The 16,202-nt window shown below is 60.4% G+C and carries 16 protein-coding genes; all 16 read right to left on the bottom strand.

From position 1 onward, the window contains the following. Positions 1-8 precede the first annotated feature (8 nt). The 16 genes from ACIQUH_RS11100 to ACIQUH_RS11025 all read right to left on the bottom strand — a co-directional run bounded on the left by ACIQUH_RS11100 (position 9) and on the right by ACIQUH_RS11025 (position 16,157). Positions 9-725, bottom strand: coding sequence for an ABC transporter ATP-binding protein (locus ACIQUH_RS11100; protein ID WP_400814808.1), 717 nt, complete (start codon positions 723-725; stop codon positions 9-11). Continuing rightward, positions 706-1,476 carry an ABC transporter ATP-binding protein gene (locus ACIQUH_RS11095; protein WP_400814806.1) on the bottom strand — a complete coding sequence of 257 codons (771 nt, stop codon included), beginning with the start codon at positions 1,474-1,476 and terminating at the stop codon, positions 706-708. The genes ACIQUH_RS11100 and ACIQUH_RS11095 overlap by 20 nt, the downstream gene beginning before the upstream one ends. Further along, the gene (locus ACIQUH_RS11090) at positions 1,473-2,456 is read right to left on the bottom strand and encodes a branched-chain amino acid ABC transporter permease (RefSeq protein ID WP_400814804.1); all 984 of its coding nucleotides are present in this window, start codon (positions 2,454-2,456) and stop codon (positions 1,473-1,475) included. Before ACIQUH_RS11090 ends, ACIQUH_RS11095 begins: the two co-directional genes overlap by 4 nt. Further along, positions 2,453-3,340 carry a branched-chain amino acid ABC transporter permease gene (locus tag ACIQUH_RS11085; RefSeq protein WP_400814802.1) on the bottom strand — a complete coding sequence of 296 codons (888 nt, stop codon included), beginning with the start codon at positions 3,338-3,340 and terminating at the stop codon, positions 2,453-2,455. The genes ACIQUH_RS11090 and ACIQUH_RS11085 overlap by 4 nt, the downstream gene beginning before the upstream one ends. 100 nt (positions 3,341-3,440) lie before the next feature. Beyond that, complete coding sequence (locus ACIQUH_RS11080; protein WP_400814800.1) at positions 3,441-4,697, bottom strand: ABC transporter substrate-binding protein; 1,257 nt, start codon at positions 4,695-4,697, stop codon at positions 3,441-3,443. 58 nt (positions 4,698-4,755) lie between these two features. After that, on the bottom strand, positions 4,756-6,489 hold the full coding sequence (locus ACIQUH_RS11075) for an FAD-dependent oxidoreductase (RefSeq protein ID WP_400814798.1): 1,734 nt from the start codon (positions 6,487-6,489) through the stop codon (positions 4,756-4,758). A 229-nt stretch (positions 6,490-6,718) separates the two neighbouring features. Then, a complete protein-coding gene (locus tag ACIQUH_RS11070; RefSeq protein WP_400814796.1) occupies positions 6,719-7,360 on the bottom strand; it encodes a hypothetical protein in 642 nt (213 codons plus the stop codon). Next, positions 7,336-8,373 carry a hypothetical protein gene (locus tag ACIQUH_RS11065; protein WP_400814794.1) on the bottom strand — a complete coding sequence of 346 codons (1,038 nt, stop codon included), beginning with the start codon at positions 8,371-8,373 and terminating at the stop codon, positions 7,336-7,338. The genes ACIQUH_RS11070 and ACIQUH_RS11065 overlap by 25 nt, the downstream gene beginning before the upstream one ends. 110 nt (positions 8,374-8,483) lie before the next feature. Continuing rightward, a complete protein-coding gene (locus ACIQUH_RS11060) occupies positions 8,484-9,464 on the bottom strand; it encodes a cyclase family protein (protein WP_400814792.1) in 981 nt (326 codons plus the stop codon). A gap of 154 nt (positions 9,465-9,618) precedes the next feature. After that, positions 9,619-10,545 (bottom strand): glucose 1-dehydrogenase, encoded by a 927-nt coding sequence (locus ACIQUH_RS11055; RefSeq protein WP_400814790.1) that lies wholly within the window; start codon positions 10,543-10,545, stop codon positions 9,619-9,621. Positions 10,546-10,757: 212 nt separating this feature from the next. Next, a complete protein-coding gene (gene dmpG, locus ACIQUH_RS11050; protein WP_400814787.1) occupies positions 10,758-11,789 on the bottom strand; it encodes a 4-hydroxy-2-oxovalerate aldolase in 1,032 nt (343 codons plus the stop codon). Continuing rightward, the gene (locus ACIQUH_RS11045) at positions 11,786-12,730 is read right to left on the bottom strand and encodes an acetaldehyde dehydrogenase (acetylating) (RefSeq protein ID WP_400814785.1); all 945 of its coding nucleotides are present in this window, start codon (positions 12,728-12,730) and stop codon (positions 11,786-11,788) included. Before ACIQUH_RS11045 ends, dmpG begins: the two co-directional genes overlap by 4 nt. Before the next feature lie 23 nt (positions 12,731-12,753). Further along, a complete protein-coding gene (locus ACIQUH_RS11040) occupies positions 12,754-13,458 on the bottom strand; it encodes an ABC transporter ATP-binding protein (RefSeq protein ID WP_400814783.1) in 705 nt (234 codons plus the stop codon). Then, positions 13,451-14,236 (bottom strand): ABC transporter ATP-binding protein, encoded by a 786-nt coding sequence (locus ACIQUH_RS11035; protein ID WP_400814781.1) that lies wholly within the window; start codon positions 14,234-14,236, stop codon positions 13,451-13,453. The genes ACIQUH_RS11040 and ACIQUH_RS11035 overlap by 8 nt, the downstream gene beginning before the upstream one ends. Further along, positions 14,233-15,228: a branched-chain amino acid ABC transporter permease gene (locus tag ACIQUH_RS11030; protein WP_400814779.1), complete on the bottom strand. Its 996-nt coding sequence runs from the start codon at positions 15,226-15,228 to the stop codon at positions 14,233-14,235. The genes ACIQUH_RS11035 and ACIQUH_RS11030 overlap by 4 nt, the downstream gene beginning before the upstream one ends. Before the next feature lie 62 nt (positions 15,229-15,290). Then, complete coding sequence (locus tag ACIQUH_RS11025) at positions 15,291-16,157, bottom strand: branched-chain amino acid ABC transporter permease (RefSeq protein ID WP_400814776.1); 867 nt, start codon at positions 16,155-16,157, stop codon at positions 15,291-15,293. Positions 16,158-16,202: the final 45 nt, after the last annotated feature.

Raw genomic sequence — 16,202 nt, 5'->3', positions numbered from 1 at the left:
GTGGAATCTTAAACAGCCAGGTATCGATTGACGAGTTCGGCATCGGCATCGAAGGACGACCAGTCGCCCCGGAATACGATCCGGCCGCTGTCGATAATGTAGACGAACTCGGTACACTGCCGCGCAAAGCCGACATTCTGCTCGGCCAGCAGCAGGCCGACATGTTCCCGCTTGCGGATCCGGGCGATCTGCTCCGAGAGCTCCTGGACGACCAGAGGAGCAAGCCCCTCGGCAGGCTCATCGAGCAGCAACAGCAGGGGCCGCGGGACAAGCCCCCTGGCAACGGCCAGCATCTGTTGCTGACCTCCGCTCAACTGATAGCCCCGTCGATCCAAAAGGCCGCCGAGCATCGGGAACCTCTCCACCACTTCCGCTATGTCCAAGGCCGTCTCACCCTTACGGGTCGCCCGCTGGGCAAATCTCAGGTTCTCTTCGACACTGATATGCGGAAATATCCGTCGATCCTCGGGCACGAGGCTGAGGCCGGATAGAGCCCTTTCATGCACCGCCGCGTGCATGATGGATCGTCCTCGAAGGCGGATATCCCCCGTGACGGTCGGGCCGGCGCCGAGAATGCTCTTGAAAAGCGTGGACTTGCCAGCACCGTTGCGACCCAGCAGAGCGACGCCGCTGCCTTCCTCGATTTCCATCGAGATGGAATGCAGGATGTGGCTTTCGCCATAGAAGGCGTCGCATTCTTTGACTTCAAGCAGTTGCGAGTTCATGGCCTAGATACACTTCGCGCACACGGGCGTTGGAACGAATGTCCTGGGGAGCACCGCTTGCGATGACCTCGCCATAGTTCAGGACGGTGATACGGGTGGCGAGGCCAAACACGACCTCCATGTCGTGCTCGGTCAACAACAAGGAAAAGTCGCCCTTCGCGAGCAGCCTACCGATCAGCTCTATGCACTTGTGTCGATCGGCCGGCGCCATTCCGGCTGTCGGCTCATCGAGCATCAGGATCCGTGGCTTCCCCGCAACGGCCATCGCCAGTTCCAGCCGCTTCTTGTCGCCATGTGACAGTGTCCTGGTTGGCCGGTCGGCGACCGTCTCCAGCAGGAAGTCACGCAAAATGACCCTGGCGGCATCGCGATTCTCGGCATTTGGCCTGATGCTCAGCAGTTGCAGGAGACCACCCCTGGTTCTCGCTCTTGCCTCGACGGCAACGATCATGTTTTCGAACGGCGTCAGATCGCTGAAGACCCGTGCCGACTGAAACGTGCGGCCTATTCCCATGCGAACACGCTGCCAGTCCGGGACATTTGTGATGTCCTGGCCTTCAAGCCGAATCGCGCCGCTTCCGGGGAAAAGTTCGCCGCTCAGCACCTTGAACAAGGTCGTCTTGCCGGCGCCGTTCGGGCCAATCACGATGTGGGCCTCTCCCCGATCGATGGTCAGGTCGACATTCTTGAGAACCGAAATCCGACCATAGGATTTTTCGAGTGCTGTCGCTTCAAGCAAGGGCGATTTCATTTGTCGTGTCCTTCCGGAGTTCGACCCATCATGCGACTGGCAATTCCGAGAAGACCGCCTGGAAACGCAAGAACCACAAAGAGAAGCAATCCTCCGGTCACCAGTTCGCTCAACCCCATGAGCGTGCGGGTCATATAGGCAAGCGCCGCGAACACCACGGCCCCCAACGCCGGCCCCCAGAAGAAACCGGCTCCGCCAAGCAATACGTGAAGGATCGGCTCCGTCGACTGCGCCCAGTGACCGAGATCGGTCGTGAGAACCTGCGTCCAGGGTCCCAACAGAGCGCTTGCGATGCCGGTTGTTGTTCCGGCAAAGACAAAGGCCATGAGGCGAAAAGCCTGGACATTGATCCCGAGAAAGGCGGCACGCTGCGGATCGTGCCGGATCGCCCTTACCGCACGGCCGAATTGGCTTTTCGTAACAAGCCATATGATCGCCGTCAGGATCATGCAGACAATCACGATCAGGTAGTAGAAGCGGTCGCCGGCGGTAAGCGATACCGACATGAAGCCGAGCTGGAGATCCGGTCGTCCGATGCCTGTCAGTCCGTCCTCTCGGCCAAGCAGGTCGATCTTTCCGATGGACAGGTAGACGAGAGTGGAAAGGGCGAGCGTGAGCACCGCGAAGTAGCTCCCCTCGACGCGGCGCAGAGCGATGAAACCGACGATCGCCGCAAGAAGCCCGGACAGAAGGCCGGCGGCAGCCAGAGCCGGCAATACCGAAAGCCCCGTGAAGGTCTTGATCACAATGCCGGCGCCATATCCGCCGACGATGATGAACATGGCCTGGCCGAAACTGAGTATTCCCGCGGTCGAAAGAAGGAAATTGAAGCCAAGGGCGACGACGATATCGATCATCACGACACCCGCCACGAACACAATGCCACGATTGGCAAGGCCCGGCAGGGCGAGACTGGCAACCAGAACCAGCACAAAGCCGACGAGAAACGGCCAGACCGTGATTTTTCCTTGAGAGTTCATGCCGCGAGCCCCCTGCTGACAATGCCTTTGGGGCGCATGAGGATCATGCCTGCGAAGGCGAGATAGAAGAAGAGGCCGGGAAAGCCGGGAACAAGAACGGTCCCTATCGAATCGATCAGGCCGAGGAGAAGTGACGCATAGAAGGCACCGCGGATGCTGCCCATGCCACCCACGATGATAACGCCGAATGCCTGGATGATGAATGCGCCGCCAATGCGCGGATCGATGCCCTGGTTCGCCGCCAACAGGCTGCCGGCCAACCCGGCAAGGCCAAAGCCGATAACGATCGTGGCCGCACGCACCTTCTCGATGTCGATGGCAAGAAGGCCGCACATCCAGGGATCGATGGCGACCGCCTTGAGCATCTTGCCAAAGGCGGTGCGCAACATCATCCACTCCAGCCCGACGAAGACGACGAGACCACACGCGATCACAAACAACGAATAGTGGGGCATGACGAGATAGCCGATGAATACGGCTCCGGACAGGTCGATCGGCGGCATGATTGAAACCGTGTCCACACCCCAGATCAGCTTCACGGCGCCTTCCACGAGGATCAGAAGCGCGTAGGTCGCGATGAGCACGTAGGCATCGTCCACCGCGCGAAGCCGACGAAAGATCAACAGGTTCACCAGCAGGCCCAGGATGGCGACAATGACGCCTATGCCGATGCTGAAGAGGATGTATGCCCCCATCGACAGTTCGCCACCCATGGCCTGCGTGAGCGAAAAAAGGATATAGGCTCCCAGCATGAAAAAGCCGCCGTGAGCAAAGTTGAGGATGTGAAGGACGCCGAATATCAGTGTCAGTCCCGACGCAACCAGGAAGGTTGCCATCGCCCACGACAGTGCATTGAAGGCTATCGTCGCTGCATCAAAGATCATCTGTTTCCAACTCTGGTGACGCGCTGACGCAATTGGCCAGCGGGAAGCCCGTTGCATTCGAGCGAGTAATGAGAAATGACAAGTCCGCCAGCTTCTCGGCCTATGCGGGCCTGCGCAGTTCAAGCGCCTTCCCCGGCGAGGGAGGTTCAGCCAGGGCGTCGCCCGGCAACTTCACACTTTCGGCCACGGTAAATCCGGACCCATCACTAGAAGGAACGGTGAAGACGAATTCAGGATCGCGGATCGACTGATTATCCTCGGCACGGATGCGTCGCTTTCCGGTTGCCGTCTCCCACTCCAGCCCCTTCATTGCGGCCATCACCGCAGCAGTCTCGGTGGAATTCGCCACCGAGATTGCCTTGGCCAAAAGTAGAATGTCGGCATGGCCTTCTGCCACGACGCCTTCAGGCGGCATTCTGCCATTGAGCTCCTGGTAGTCCGCAAGAAGCGCGTCGCTGGCCGCGATTCCCTGATTGTTGCCGGGATACCAGTAAGTGGCAGACCAAACGGAGGGGCTGTTTTTTCCCAGAGCGCGCGAAACAACAAACTCGTTTCCACCGTCCAGAATGGCCTTTGCACGTTCCGTGAAGCGGAACGGCCGGGCCTGTTGGTAGAAGGTGATCGAGTCGTTGCCGAACGACCCCATGAAGAACCCGTCGAACTGCGTCCGCATGGCATTGGTGATGTAGGTCCGGAAATCCGCTGTGCCGAACGGGTGGACGATCGGGTCAATGATCTCCGGCTGCTTCCCAGCAATGCTAGGATAGAATTTGAGCAGTCCGTCGACGAACATAGACCACGACGCATGTCCGTATTCATAGTCCGGAAGGATGCCGAACCAACGCGTCGCGTCCGGAAATCTCTGCGCCGCCAACTGCGCAAGCCCGTTGAAGCGCGCCAACGGAGTCTCACTGGCGCGAAAGTAGTGCGGGTTGAAATTTTGATGATTGATCTTGTCGGATGCAGCAATGGAACCCACGATGACGCCGTTTTCCTGCTGCATGACAGGACCGATTGCCAGAGCCACAGCGCTTTGAGATGTGCCCGTGAACAGATTGACTCCACTGCCGAGCAGTTCCCGGGCCATCGCAATGGCCTGCGCGACGTTGCCCTTGTCATCGCGAACTTCCAGGGCAATGGGCCGGCCGTTTATTCCGCCTGCCTTATTGATCTGGGCCGTCGCAATATCGATACCGAGTTTGATGTTGCGAGACGCCGGTTCCCCCGGCCCGCTCAGGCTCGTTATGACGCCTATGCGGATGGGGTCATTCGTTTGGCCGATGGCGAATTGTCCGTAAGCGAATGAGGCCGCGCCAGCGGCCGAGGCCTTGAGTAGTGTACGACGATTGAGCTTCACGACTGCTCCTCCCGATATGCCGTGGTTAAGAATTCAGACGAACGCCGCTGAGGAAAACTCAGCTCGCGATCGATTGCGGTTGGCCCACGCGGGCCGATTTGACACCGGCTGCGTCGAGCGCTGCGAGATAGGCAAAGGTCAGTGCCGGGCCGACGGTGATGCCGCCGCTCGGATACATCCCGCCCATGATGGAGTTGCGATCGTTGCCGCAGGCATAGAGACCGTCGATCGGCCCGCCGCTTGCGTCGAGAACTCTGGACTGCAGGTCCACCGAAAGGCCATAGGCCGTCCCGATATCGCCGGGATACACTCTGATCGCATAGAACGGCGCCCTCTCGATCGGCGCCAGGCACGGGTTCGGCTTGTGGGAGGGGTCGCCCAGATACTTGTTGTAGGCTGATGAGCCCTTGCCGAATTCCGTATCCGTGCCTAGCGCGGCATCGCGGTTGTAGCGCTCCAGGGTGCCGCTAAGGGCAGCCGCATCAACGCCGATTTTCGAAGCAAGTTCGTCGAGTGACCGGGCATTGATGAGATAACCCGAGCGGATATGCCGGCGGCGCGCGCTGGCCAAAGGCGCAACCATGCCGAAGACGTATTTCGTGATGTAGGTATGATCGCAAATGAGGTGGAATGGAGGACGGTTGTCCCCGGACGACCTACCGATCATCGCGCGGACAAAATCGTGATAATTTTCCGACTCGTTGTAAAAGCGCTTCCCGTTCCCGTTCACCGCAATCAGGCCGGGCTTCGACCTGTCCGCCATAAGATGCGGAAAGTGCGCAAGCGACCCATCGCGGCGCTTTCCGATGGAGACGGGAGTCCAGAATGCAGCGTCGGAATTGCTTGTCAGGAGCTCGGCACCATTTTCAACCGCGATAGAGATGCCGTCGCCGGTGCTATCCCGGCTCGTGGCCGAGTAGCCCACGGGGACCTCACTGGCGTTGTGCTCACGCAGCTTGGCGCCCCATGGAAAGCCACCGGTCGCAAGAACGACGCCACATTCCGCGCGGATTTCGAGCCGCCCGCTCTCGGTCTGTATCGCCACGCCTCGCACCCTGTCGCCGTCCTTGAGGAGCCCAACCAGAGGCGAGTTCAGGAGAACCGGTATTTCCCTCTCCAGGATGGACTTGTAGAGACGTCCAATCACAGCATTGCCGCCCGTCAGGCGGGTTCCACGGCCATAACTTCTGTAAAATATCCTGTCTCGCGCGTGACGGAGAACCAGAGCAAGCGAGTGCCACGCGGACCGCAGGGAAGACCGCGCATTCAGAAGGTGGTAGAGATCAGGGCCATCAAGCATCGCTGTGCCAAAGAGGCATAGTTCAGGAAGCGGGGGGCGAATGTCCCGGAACTTTTCGCCGAGCAATCGTCCGTCGTAGTTGACCGGTGTCAGAGCCCGACCACGCTTTTCCGCGCCAGACACGTCGGGAAAGTAGTCCGGAGAATTGCTTGGGCGCACGAAAAACTTCAGATGCGAGACGCTCTCCAGAAAGTCGACGGCCTCGGGGCCGCGTTTCAGATACTCAATGCGTGCTTCACGCTCCGGCAGATTTCCAAGTATGTTGTCGAGATATTGCGTCGCACGTTCGACGCTGTCCTCCACGCCCAGTTCGCGGTTCTGGCGGCTGTTCGGCACCCAACTCACGCCTCCCGAGAAGGCGGTCGTGCCACCGACATAGGCGGTCTTTTCGACGATGACGACACGCAAACCCTTGTTATGCGCCACGATCGCCGCTGCCATCCCGGCAACACCTGCTCCCACAACGACAAGATCGTATTGTTCGTTTGCCATGGTTCTCCTCCCTGGCCATTCGAGTTCGAAAGCTCGGCCTTGCTTTGCGAACACGCTCACTGCGGAGGTTCCTCGGCGCCTGCTTTTTTTTGACGAAAGTTAATAGAACCGCCGAGAGCCACGCGACATCAATTTCGCAACTGTGCACCAGGTGAACACTCGGTCGGCAGTAAAGCTGACTTGCCCCCTGTTACCCAGTCCAGCTTTCTCGCTGCCAGATACCAAGAGATCAGGATGCGAACGTCTTCGGATAGAGCCAGTTTACGACAGCAGCCATGACCTGCGCTCCATCCCGCTCTACGCCCGATCGAACGAGAACGTCGCGGGCTTCCAAGGCTTCATCGATCGTGAGAAAACTCCATTCCTCGACGCCTGCCCACAGTCTAGGGCCACGAAGCGCCGGCTCCTTGTCGATCACGGTATTCCACACCCAGCGGATTGACGACGCAATGCTATCGCCCATCAAACCGACGTCACGGGAATCGCCGAACTCCGTCTCCTTCGAAACAAAACGAAACACTTTCGCCCTGGCATCCGGGTGCTGGAAGTCAGCAGGCTCCTCGGAGATGAATGAAACCTCGCTGGTCAGCGAAGAGAATATCTCCCGCTCGTCGGCTTCCATTATCTGCTGCGATGTGGTCTCAGCCAGGCCCTCCGCACGAGCCGCGAAGCTCTTGTACCAGACCACACCAACACCGTCGTGACGGACATCATCAACGACATCGCATTGTGAATACAGCGCCACGTGCCTCCACCGCGGATTTCTCGTCGCAAGGTCGCCATGCGCTCTCCACCGGGCGGCGAACTCCGCCGCCGTGAGCGATGGCTTCTTGCTGATCAAATAGATCAGCTTTGGAATATGGAGTTCCAACGCATCCCTCCATGTTGAAATGCCTGCTTCGAGTAATCCCCGACAGCCGCCAGATCATCCTCGGTCCGCAAGGCACGATTGTCGTCCAACCGAACCGGAACCCCTTCGACCCACGTTGCCAGAACCTCTATCGGTCCCTCGCCGACCGAATACGGAGAGCGATTCAACACCGTGAAATCCGCGTACAACCCGCACCGTATCTGGCCGGCAATGCCTTCCACACCGGCCAGATGCGCCATCTCCACCGTAAGCGAATGCATCGCTGCCAATGATTGGTCAGCGGAACCCGACAACCGCTCCGCCGGATCCGGTCCCCAGGTCGGCACGAGATGCAATCCAGCGACGGTCAGTCTGTGTTCCCTTTCTTCATCGATCGACCAAGGCATCAAGAGACGCATTCCCGCGAGCTCGCCGTTCGGTGTCAGCGAGGCGACTTGCAACGCGCATTCCAGATCGTCTGGACAAACACAGTCCAGAACGACATTCCAGCCTTCAGAACGACGTTTGAGCGCACGGGCCAGCACCAGATGAGCCGCCTCTTCCGAGGGGCGCAGGCGCACGGCTTCAATGCAAATCAGATCATTGCCTTTACCGGGCGACAGAACTCCGTCCGGCCAGTCCGGCATCAGACCGTCACGGACCGCACCGCGCAGGCGCAGTCTATGACGACGACCGATCACAAGCAAAAGGGCATCATAGATTTCCCATCGTGTGCCCAGATCAGCGATATCGACGGTCGTAAAGCCCGCTCGCGCATAGGCCGTTGCCCAGCGTTGCAGCTTGTCAACATCGCTGGCGTCGGGCAGACGTATCCCGGACGCCACGAAACCGGGGACGAGCGCTTTCCCGTCAAGCCGGACAACGCGCGTTGCACGCCCGCGACAGGCCAACACCTCGTCAGTGTCGCCCACGGTCTGGATGATCCCTTGCCTGATAGCAACTGCCGTCGCCTCCGGACGCGACGGGTCCATCGTCAGGATAGGCCCGTCGCATAAGATAAGATCCGGCGCCATGTTTGCCCCCGGAACGAACCCGCCATAACGAAGCTGTGGGTTATATTGCTCCTCGCTGCCGAGAGAGCGCTGTTCGCAAAAGCGGCACATGATCGGACTTTTTCCTCGACCTATTTGACCGCCAGTATGTTGAGGGGCGCGCCCGTCGCTTCGCGCACCTTGAGGGGGGCAGCAGCGTAGAGGAAATCCCACTGCCCATCGGCATGGCAGTCCTTCGCCAGGGCCTCGAAGTTGCAGATCTCGTTGAACACGATGCCGAGATTCCGCATCAGGGCGCAGTGCAGCGGAATCTGGACACCGATCTCCGGATCGAGTTCCGTCTCGTTGGAGATGGTATCCGTGGCGAGGCAGGGGATCTCCATCTGGTAGAACCAGTCCACAAGCTCAGCCGAGTAGGTCAATCCCGGCTCCATGAAGTCCTTGTAGAAGACCTCGGGTCCCTGGACGTAGAGAAGCTGCAGGAAGCCGATGCGCAGGCACAGGATGTCGTGCTTCTCGATAGTCACGCCCTGTTTTTCCGCGCAGCCGAGGATGTCCTCGAGGCCCAGGAGATCGCCCTTGTCCAGCGCGAACTTGCCCTTGTAAGCGGCCATGTCCAGGAGGACGCCGCGACCGACGACGCCGCGCTCGGCGATTGGCAGGATCGACGCCTTCTTCAGCCCGCCATTCGTCTCGCTCGCCGGATACCCGTTATAGAGCTGGTCATCGTACCAGACGTGACCGAGCGCATCGAACTGGGTCGATGCCTGGAGGAACATTTCGATCCGGTCGTCGGTGAACTCGGCGCCGCCCGGCAAGGTCGGCATATCTCCCTTGATGTAGCTGTTCTTGTCGATCACGGTTTCACGCTTTGTCGGGCTGCGGCCCGGCCACATCGGATCGCCTTTGGGATTGCCGATCACCTCCCCGCAGGTGAACACCTTGCCCTGACGGATTGCGCGCGCCGCGCGCAGAACTTCGGTGTTCGTCAGAAAATTGAGCGCGCCAACCTCGTCATCGGTCCCCCAGCGCCCCCAGTTCGACGGCGCGCCGGCAAGGACCTGGCTCATGCGCAATTCCTGCGCCTTGGAAAATCCTGTCTTCTCGGGCATCTTATGTGGCCTCCTCTGCCATTCAATGCAAAATTGTTTTTGGGCTATTGGGGCAGTCAATACATGCCCCACGCTCTTGTGCGCCAACCTTTTCCGTCGCTCGACCCAACCGCGCAAACAGCGGTACGGCGCCTGTTCATTGACGGTCGCGACATCAGACCATCGAGAAGCCGCCATCGACAGGTAAAGACACTCCAGTTACGAACGAAGCGGCGTCGGACAGCAGCCATAATGCGGCCTCGGCAACCTCGGTGGGCTTGCCAAGCCGGCCAACCGGCTGCATCGCCTCGGTCCAACTGACTAACTCGGGATTGTTGCCGAAAGATTCCTCTATCATCCTGGTCATGATTACGCCCGGCAAGACGGCGTTTACCCGTATGTTCTTCTTGGCATAATCGAGGGCGGCTGTTTTGGTAAGGCCAACCACGGCATGCTTTGAGGCGACATAGTCGGCCGCAGCCTCGACGGCGAGAATTCCGGCGATCGAAGCGGTATTGACGATCGAGCCGCCGCCCGAGGCAAGCATCGCCTGGATCTCGTATTTCATGCACAGGAACGTCCCGAACGCATTGATGGAGAGATTGCGTTCGAAGGCACTGGTGGAGAGCTCTCCGAGCAGGACGGTTTCCGCGCCGGGCTGATGACTGTACCCGGCCACACCGGCATTGTTGAAGGCGCAGTCAAGCCGGCCATATTTGTCGAGGGCCTTGTTGATCATGTCCTGAACCTGGGCCTCGTCCGCAATGTCGGCCATCGTGAATTGGGCGTCGCCACCGTCCGCGAGTACCCTGGCAAGGACTGCCTCACCGCCAGCTCGATCCCGGTCAGCGATGGTGACCTTGGCTCCAAGTTGGGCAGCGAGTTGAACCGCCGCCGCTCCGATGCCCGAACCACCCCCGGTGATGAGAATGGACTTTCCCTTGATGTCCATGCCAGCCATGTCGTGCCTCCCTTCAACAATATTTCTATTACTGGCAGCCAGGACCGCATTTGCCTGGCACCAGCCGCAGCCGCGATTGATCGAAACCGTTCTCCCTTCATCAGAAGGAAAAACCGTTCGACCGGTGACAATCAGCTTCACCCGAACGTTCTCCAAGAGAACAGGGGCTGACCACGTATTTCAGGTCTTCAAGCGCAGTGAACCTTCCCGTCGCAGGCCTACCGGGCCGAAGAGAACGCCACCCATCAGCGGGCAGCGTTCTACATCGTCTACGAGAGGGTGTTCGCCGAAGCTGGCATCATCAAATTGACGATCGCCACCAGCCAGATCCCTCGGTATATCGGCGGCCTCTATCAAGCCGCCGGTTTTGCGTTGACGAGATCGAGGGCGACATCGACGATCATGTCTTCCTGGCCGCCGATCATGCGGCGGTTTCCGAGCTCGATCAGGATTTCGCGCGCATCGACGCCATAGATCTTCGAGGCGGCTTCCGCATGCCGCAGGAAGCTGGAATAGACGCCGGCGTAACCGAGCGACAGGCTTTCGCGGTCGACGCGCACCGGACGGTCCTGAAGCGGACGCACCAGATCGTCGGCCGCATCCATCAGCTTGTAGAGGTCGCAGCCGGTCTCGATGCCCATGCGGTTCAGAACCGCGATCAGCGCTTCGAGCGGCGCATTGCCCGCGCCCGCGCCCATGCCGGCCAGCGAGGCATCGACGCGCACCGCACCGGCCACGATGCCGGCTACCGCATTGGCGACGCCCAGCGTCAGGTTATGGTGCGTGTGGACCCCGACCTCGGTCTCCGGTTTCAGCCCCCCGCGCAGCGTCTTCACCCGCTCCGTGTACTGATCGGGCAGAAGCGCACCGGCGGAATCTGTCACATAGACGCATTCCGCGCCGTAGCTCTCCATCAGCCTTGCCTGTTCCAGTAGTTTTGCCGGCTCGGCCATGTGGGCCATCATCAGGAAGCCGACCGTGTCCATGCCGAGCGCGCGGGCCGCCTCGATATGCTGGCGGGAGACATCGGCCTCCGTGCAGTGCGTGGCGATGCGAACGGAACGGGCGCCGGCGTCGTAAGCCTGCTTGAGATCGTGCACGGTGCCGATCCCGGGCAGGAGCAGCACCGTCACCACGGCGTGCTTGCAGACGCCGGCGACAGCCGCGATCCACTCGACATCGTCGTGACGGCCGAAACCGTAATTGAAGGTCGAGCCGACAAGCCCGTCGCCATGGGTGATTTCAATGGCATCCACCTTGGCGGCATCGAGCGCGGCGGCGATCTTCGTCACCGCGTCGAGGCTGTACTGGTGGCGGATGGCGTGCATGCCGTCTCGCAGCGTCACGTCCTGCACGTAGAGCTTGTTCGGATTGGGACGGGTCATTCTGCGGCCTCCCTGGCAAGAACCTTTGCCGCCCAGTGATCGGCACTGACCAGCGCGGCGGATGTCATGATGTCGAGATTTCCGGCATAGGCCGGCAGGTAATGGGCGGCGCCCTCCACCTCCAGGAAGATGGTGGTCTTCAGGCCGGTTGATGGCCCGATGCCCGGCACCCGCACCGGTGCGTTGTCGCCGATCGTCTCGAACTGCACCTTCTGCTTCAGCCGGTAGCCGGGGACGTAAGCCTGGACGGTCTTCACCATGTCCTCGACGGATTTCTCGATCGCGGCCGGATCGGCCCCCTGCGACAGCACGAAGACCGTGTCGCGCATGATCATCGGCGGCTCGGCCGGATTGAGGATGATGATCGCCTTGCCGCGCTCGGCGCCGCCAAGCAGCTCGATGGCCCTGGAGGTCGTCTCGGTGAACTCGTCGATGTTGGCGCGCGTGCCCGGTCCCGCCGACTTCGACGAGATCGAGGCGACGATCTCGCCGTAGATCGTGCGCTTCGACACGCGGGCGACGGCATGGACCATGGGGATCGTCGCCTGGCCGCCGCAGGTCACCATGTTGACGTTCGGCTCGCCGAGATTGGCATCGCCGTTGATCGCCGGAATGGTGAAGGGACCGATCGCCGCCGGCGTCAGGTCGATGACCTTCTTGCCGTCCTTCTGCAGGATCGCGTTGTTAGAGATGTGGGCCTTGGCCGACGTCGCATCGAAAACGACCTGGATATCCTTGTATTCCGGCAGCTTCAAAAGTCCGTCGATCCCTTCATGCGTCGTCGCCACGCCGAGACGGGCGGCCCGTGCAAGCCCGTCGGATGCCGGATCGATGCCGACCATCGCTCCCATCTCGATGTTCTTCGACGTCCGCATGATCTTGATCATCAGGTCCGAGCCGATATTGCCCGAACCAATGATCGCGCATTTTAATTTCGCCATTGTCTGGTCCTTTCGATTTGGTTTCAGGCGGCAACCGCCAGGAGATGGGCGAGTTTTTCGCCATCGTTCAGGAGTTCCTTGCTGGATGATCTGTGCACGATGCGGCCACGATCCAGCACCATGGCGTCCGCCGTCATGGAGAGTGCAAGGCGGGCGTGCTGCTCGACGACGATGACTGACAGGCCTCGCTCGCCGATCAGACGAGCGATGATCGTCGACAGCTCCTGGACGATAATAGGCGCCAGCCCCTCCATAGGCTCATCCAGCAACAAAAGACGGGGATTGGTTATCAGGGCGCGGGCGATCGCCACCATCTGCTGCTCGCCGCCGGAGAGCTGGTTCCCCATGTTGGCCCGTCGCTCTTTCAGCCGCGGAAACGCCTCGTAGATCGCAGCCAGATCCCACGACCCTCGCCGTGCAACCGTCGTCAGATGCTCCTCAACGGTCAGCGAGGGGAACATGGCGCGCTCTTGCGGTACCCAGCCAAGCCCGGCACGTGCCCGGCGATGCGGTGCCGTAGCGGTGACGTCGACGCCGGCGAACCGGATTGCACCGCCGTGACGACGGGTCAACCCCATCAGGGTGCGCATCAGCGTCGACTTCCCAACGCCATTGCGCCCGAGAAGTGCCAGGCTTTCACCTGGCCGCATCGAAAAGGAGATACCGTCGAGCACGCGTGCCTGGCCGTAACCGGCAGAAAGTCCCTCGACTGTCAGCAACTCAGTCATGACCGCCCTCCCCGAGATATACCTCGCGAACGCGCGGGTCGCTCATGACGTCGTCGGGCGTCCCCTCAGTCAGAACCTTGCCGCCGACGAGCACCGTGATGCGTTCGGAAAAACGGCGCACCAGGTCCATGTCGTGCTCGATGAACAGGATGCTGACCTCCGACGGCAGCTTCGCGATGACGGAAAAAACCTCGGTGCTTTCTCCCGCCGGAATGCCCGCCGCCGGTTCATCGAGCAGAAGGATGCGTGGACGGGTCGCCAGCGCCAGCGCGATCTCGACGAGACGCTGCTTGCCGTATGCCAAGGTGCGCACTTCCTCGCCCGCCTGCGCCTCAAGGCCAAGCTCGCAGATAAGATCGAGCGCTTCTTCGAGTTCTGGCACATGCGTCCTTAGCGGCCGGAACCAATGGCCAGCTTCGTTTCTGCGCTCAAGGATGGCCAGCAGGACGCTTTCCAGAACCGTCAGCCCCGGAAAGAGATTATTGATCTGAAACGTCCGGGCGATGCCTTTGCGGACCCTTTTTTCCTGCGGGTCGTTCGTGACATCCTCACCGCCGAGCAGGACGCGGCCGGAAGTCGGCGACAAAACGCCGGTCAGCATGTTGATGAAGGTGGTCTTGCCCGCACCATTCGGGCCGATCAGTGCATGGCGGGCGCCGACGGGCAGCGAAAAATTGACATCGCTGTTGGCGACGAAACCACCCCAGGCCTTGGTGAGCCCCTCGGTCGCAAGAGCGATCTTCGCATCAGCCGAAAGAATGCTCGTATCGGCCTTCATTGCGCGCCCCTCCCGAACCTTGTGCGAAGCACGGGGAGGTAGGTAAAGAGCGCTCCGACGACGCCACCGCGCGCGAAGAGCACGACCGCCATCAACAGGATACCCATCCAGAATTCCCAATAAACCGGGTCGACATCGGCGAGATACTCACGGGCAATCATGAAGATCGCTGTGCCGGCAAGTGCGCCGTAAAGACGGCCGGTGCCACCAAGCACCAGCATGACGAGGAACTCGGCCGCACGTGGCACAGAAAGGGAGTCGACGCCGACGAACTGTGTCGTCTGGGCAAGAAGCCCGCCAGCGATGCCGGCGATACCCGCCGAGAGCGTAAAGGCGATGCGCAGGCGGCTGTTCACCGAGGCACCGAGCGCCGGCATACGGTTTGCGCCGTCGCGGATGCCTCTGAGGGACAGGCCAAAAGGGGAGGAAACGATCAACCGCAGGAACACGAAAACCAGGAGCGAAACGCCGTAGGCATACCACCAGGAGGTGCGGCCATAGAGGTCGAACGTGAAGGTTCCGAATATTGGTGCGATTTCGATGCCAGACAGTCCGTCGACACCACCGGTAATGCCGCTCATACGGTTGGCGACTTCATAGACCACGAGCCCAATGCCGAGCGTCACCATCAGCCGCGACAAATCCTTGCCACGCACCACAAGCAGACTGGCGAGATAGCCAAGCGCCAGCGAGGCTGCGCCGGCGAGCAACAAGCCGGACAGTGGCTCCTGCCAGCCGTTGACCGCAAGCAGACCGGCCGTGTAGGCGCCAACTCCGAAAAAAGCGGCGTGGCCAAGCGAGACTATACCCGCATAGCCCAGCAGCAGATCGAGCCCCAGCACGGCGACCGCATAGGTCATGATCGAAATCCCGAGCAGGAGATTGTCCGGGAAAAGAAAATAGGCAGCCGCCGGCATCAACCATACCAACAACTCGAACAGGCGTGGGCGCGGGCTGGCCAAGCGTTCGACCGCGCTCGATCGATGCGTCATGCGGGATCTCCCCGAGAGTTCGGATAGTGATTGGCGTGATTGGGGAAAACCGGCGGTAACGTTCATGCGCGCTTCCCTCCGAGCCCCGACGGAAAGGCCAGGAGCAGGACGATCATCAGCACGTAGATGACGAAGGCGCCGACCTGGGGCACATAGTATTTGCCGGCGACGTCGAAGATCCCGAGGACCATGGCCGCAATCAACGGTCCCCGGATGGTGCCAGCCCCCCCGACCACGACGACGAGCAGGAAATAGACCATATATTTCATTGGGAAGCCCGGATCGAGGCCAAGTATCTCCACGCCAAGGGCGCCGCCGAGACCGGCAAGCCCGCTACCGAGCGCGAAACAAAGGCTGAAAACCACGCCGACATTGATGCCGAGGCCGTCGGCGACATCCTGATTGTCGACGGCGGCGCGAACGGACGCCCCGAAACGGGTTCTGGACAGCATCAGATGCAGACCGACAGTCAGCAATGCGACGACTGCAATCAATAGCAGCCGATATTTGCCAAGGTCGATTCCGGCAACCCTGACCTGCCCTTGAAGAAAAGAAGGTATCGCAGCGAATTGCTGGCCTGCCCCGAAAAAATAGTGCGCCACCGCGATCGAGGAGAAAACGAACCCGACCGTGAACAGGACCTGATCCAGATGCGATGCCTTGTAGAGGCGTTGAAACAGGACCCGTTCGGCAACAAGCCCGGCCAGTGCCGCGCCGACAAAGGCAAGCGGCAGCGTCGCCAGAAATGGCATGCCCATTCTCTGCGACAGATAGACGCTCAGATAACCACCCACCATGGCGAAGACACCATGAGCGAGATTGATGAAGTTCATCAAACCCAGGGTGATCGACAGGCCGACACCGATCAGGAACAACAGGCTGCCGTAGGCCAGACCGTCGAAGAGGATGCCGAGGAAGCTAGCTGTCATTCGGTTCTCCGGAAGCACATCATGGCGGTCACGGAAACCGGAGCG

The sequence above is a fragment of the Agrobacterium sp. NPDC090283 genome (genome assembly GCF_044769685.1).
In the GTDB taxonomy this organism is placed as follows: Bacteria; Pseudomonadota; Alphaproteobacteria; order Rhizobiales; family Rhizobiaceae; genus Agrobacterium.
Note: the sequence above shows the minus strand (reverse complement) of the source record. Positions and strands in the feature narration are given on the sequence as shown.

Bases quoted from the DNA above. Each gene is read 5' to 3' on its own strand.
- ACIQUH_RS11100 (WP_400814808.1), bottom strand. From the start codon at position 725: ATGAACTCGCAACTGCTTGAAGTCAAAGAATGCGACGCCTTCTATGGC.
- ACIQUH_RS11095 (WP_400814806.1), bottom strand. From the start codon at position 1,476: ATGAAATCGCCCTTGCTTGAAGCGACAGCACTCGAAAAATCCTATGGT.
- ACIQUH_RS11090 (WP_400814804.1), bottom strand. From the start codon at position 2,456: ATGAACTCTCAAGGAAAAATCACGGTCTGGCCGTTTCTCGTCGGCTTT.
- ACIQUH_RS11085 (WP_400814802.1), bottom strand. From the start codon at position 3,340: ATGATCTTTGATGCAGCGACGATAGCCTTCAATGCACTGTCGTGGGCG.
- ACIQUH_RS11075 (WP_400814798.1), bottom strand. From the start codon at position 6,489: ATGGCAAACGAACAATACGATCTTGTCGTTGTGGGAGCAGGTGTTGCC.
- ACIQUH_RS11065 (WP_400814794.1), bottom strand. From the start codon at position 8,373: ATGGCGCCGGATCTTATCTTATGCGACGGGCCTATCCTGACGATGGAC.
- ACIQUH_RS11060 (WP_400814792.1), bottom strand. From the start codon at position 9,464: ATGCCCGAGAAGACAGGATTTTCCAAGGCGCAGGAATTGCGCATGAGC.
- dmpG (WP_400814787.1), bottom strand. From the start codon at position 11,789: ATGACCCGTCCCAATCCGAACAAGCTCTACGTGCAGGACGTGACGCTG.
- ACIQUH_RS11045 (WP_400814785.1), bottom strand. From the start codon at position 12,730: ATGGCGAAATTAAAATGCGCGATCATTGGTTCGGGCAATATCGGCTCG.
- ACIQUH_RS11040 (WP_400814783.1), bottom strand. From the start codon at position 13,458: ATGACTGAGTTGCTGACAGTCGAGGGACTTTCTGCCGGTTACGGCCAG.
- ACIQUH_RS11035 (WP_400814781.1), bottom strand. From the start codon at position 14,236: ATGAAGGCCGATACGAGCATTCTTTCGGCTGATGCGAAGATCGCTCTT.
- ACIQUH_RS11030 (WP_400814779.1), bottom strand. From the start codon at position 15,228: ATGACGCATCGATCGAGCGCGGTCGAACGCTTGGCCAGCCCGCGCCCA.
- ACIQUH_RS11025 (WP_400814776.1), bottom strand. From the start codon at position 16,157: ATGACAGCTAGCTTCCTCGGCATCCTCTTCGACGGTCTGGCCTACGGC.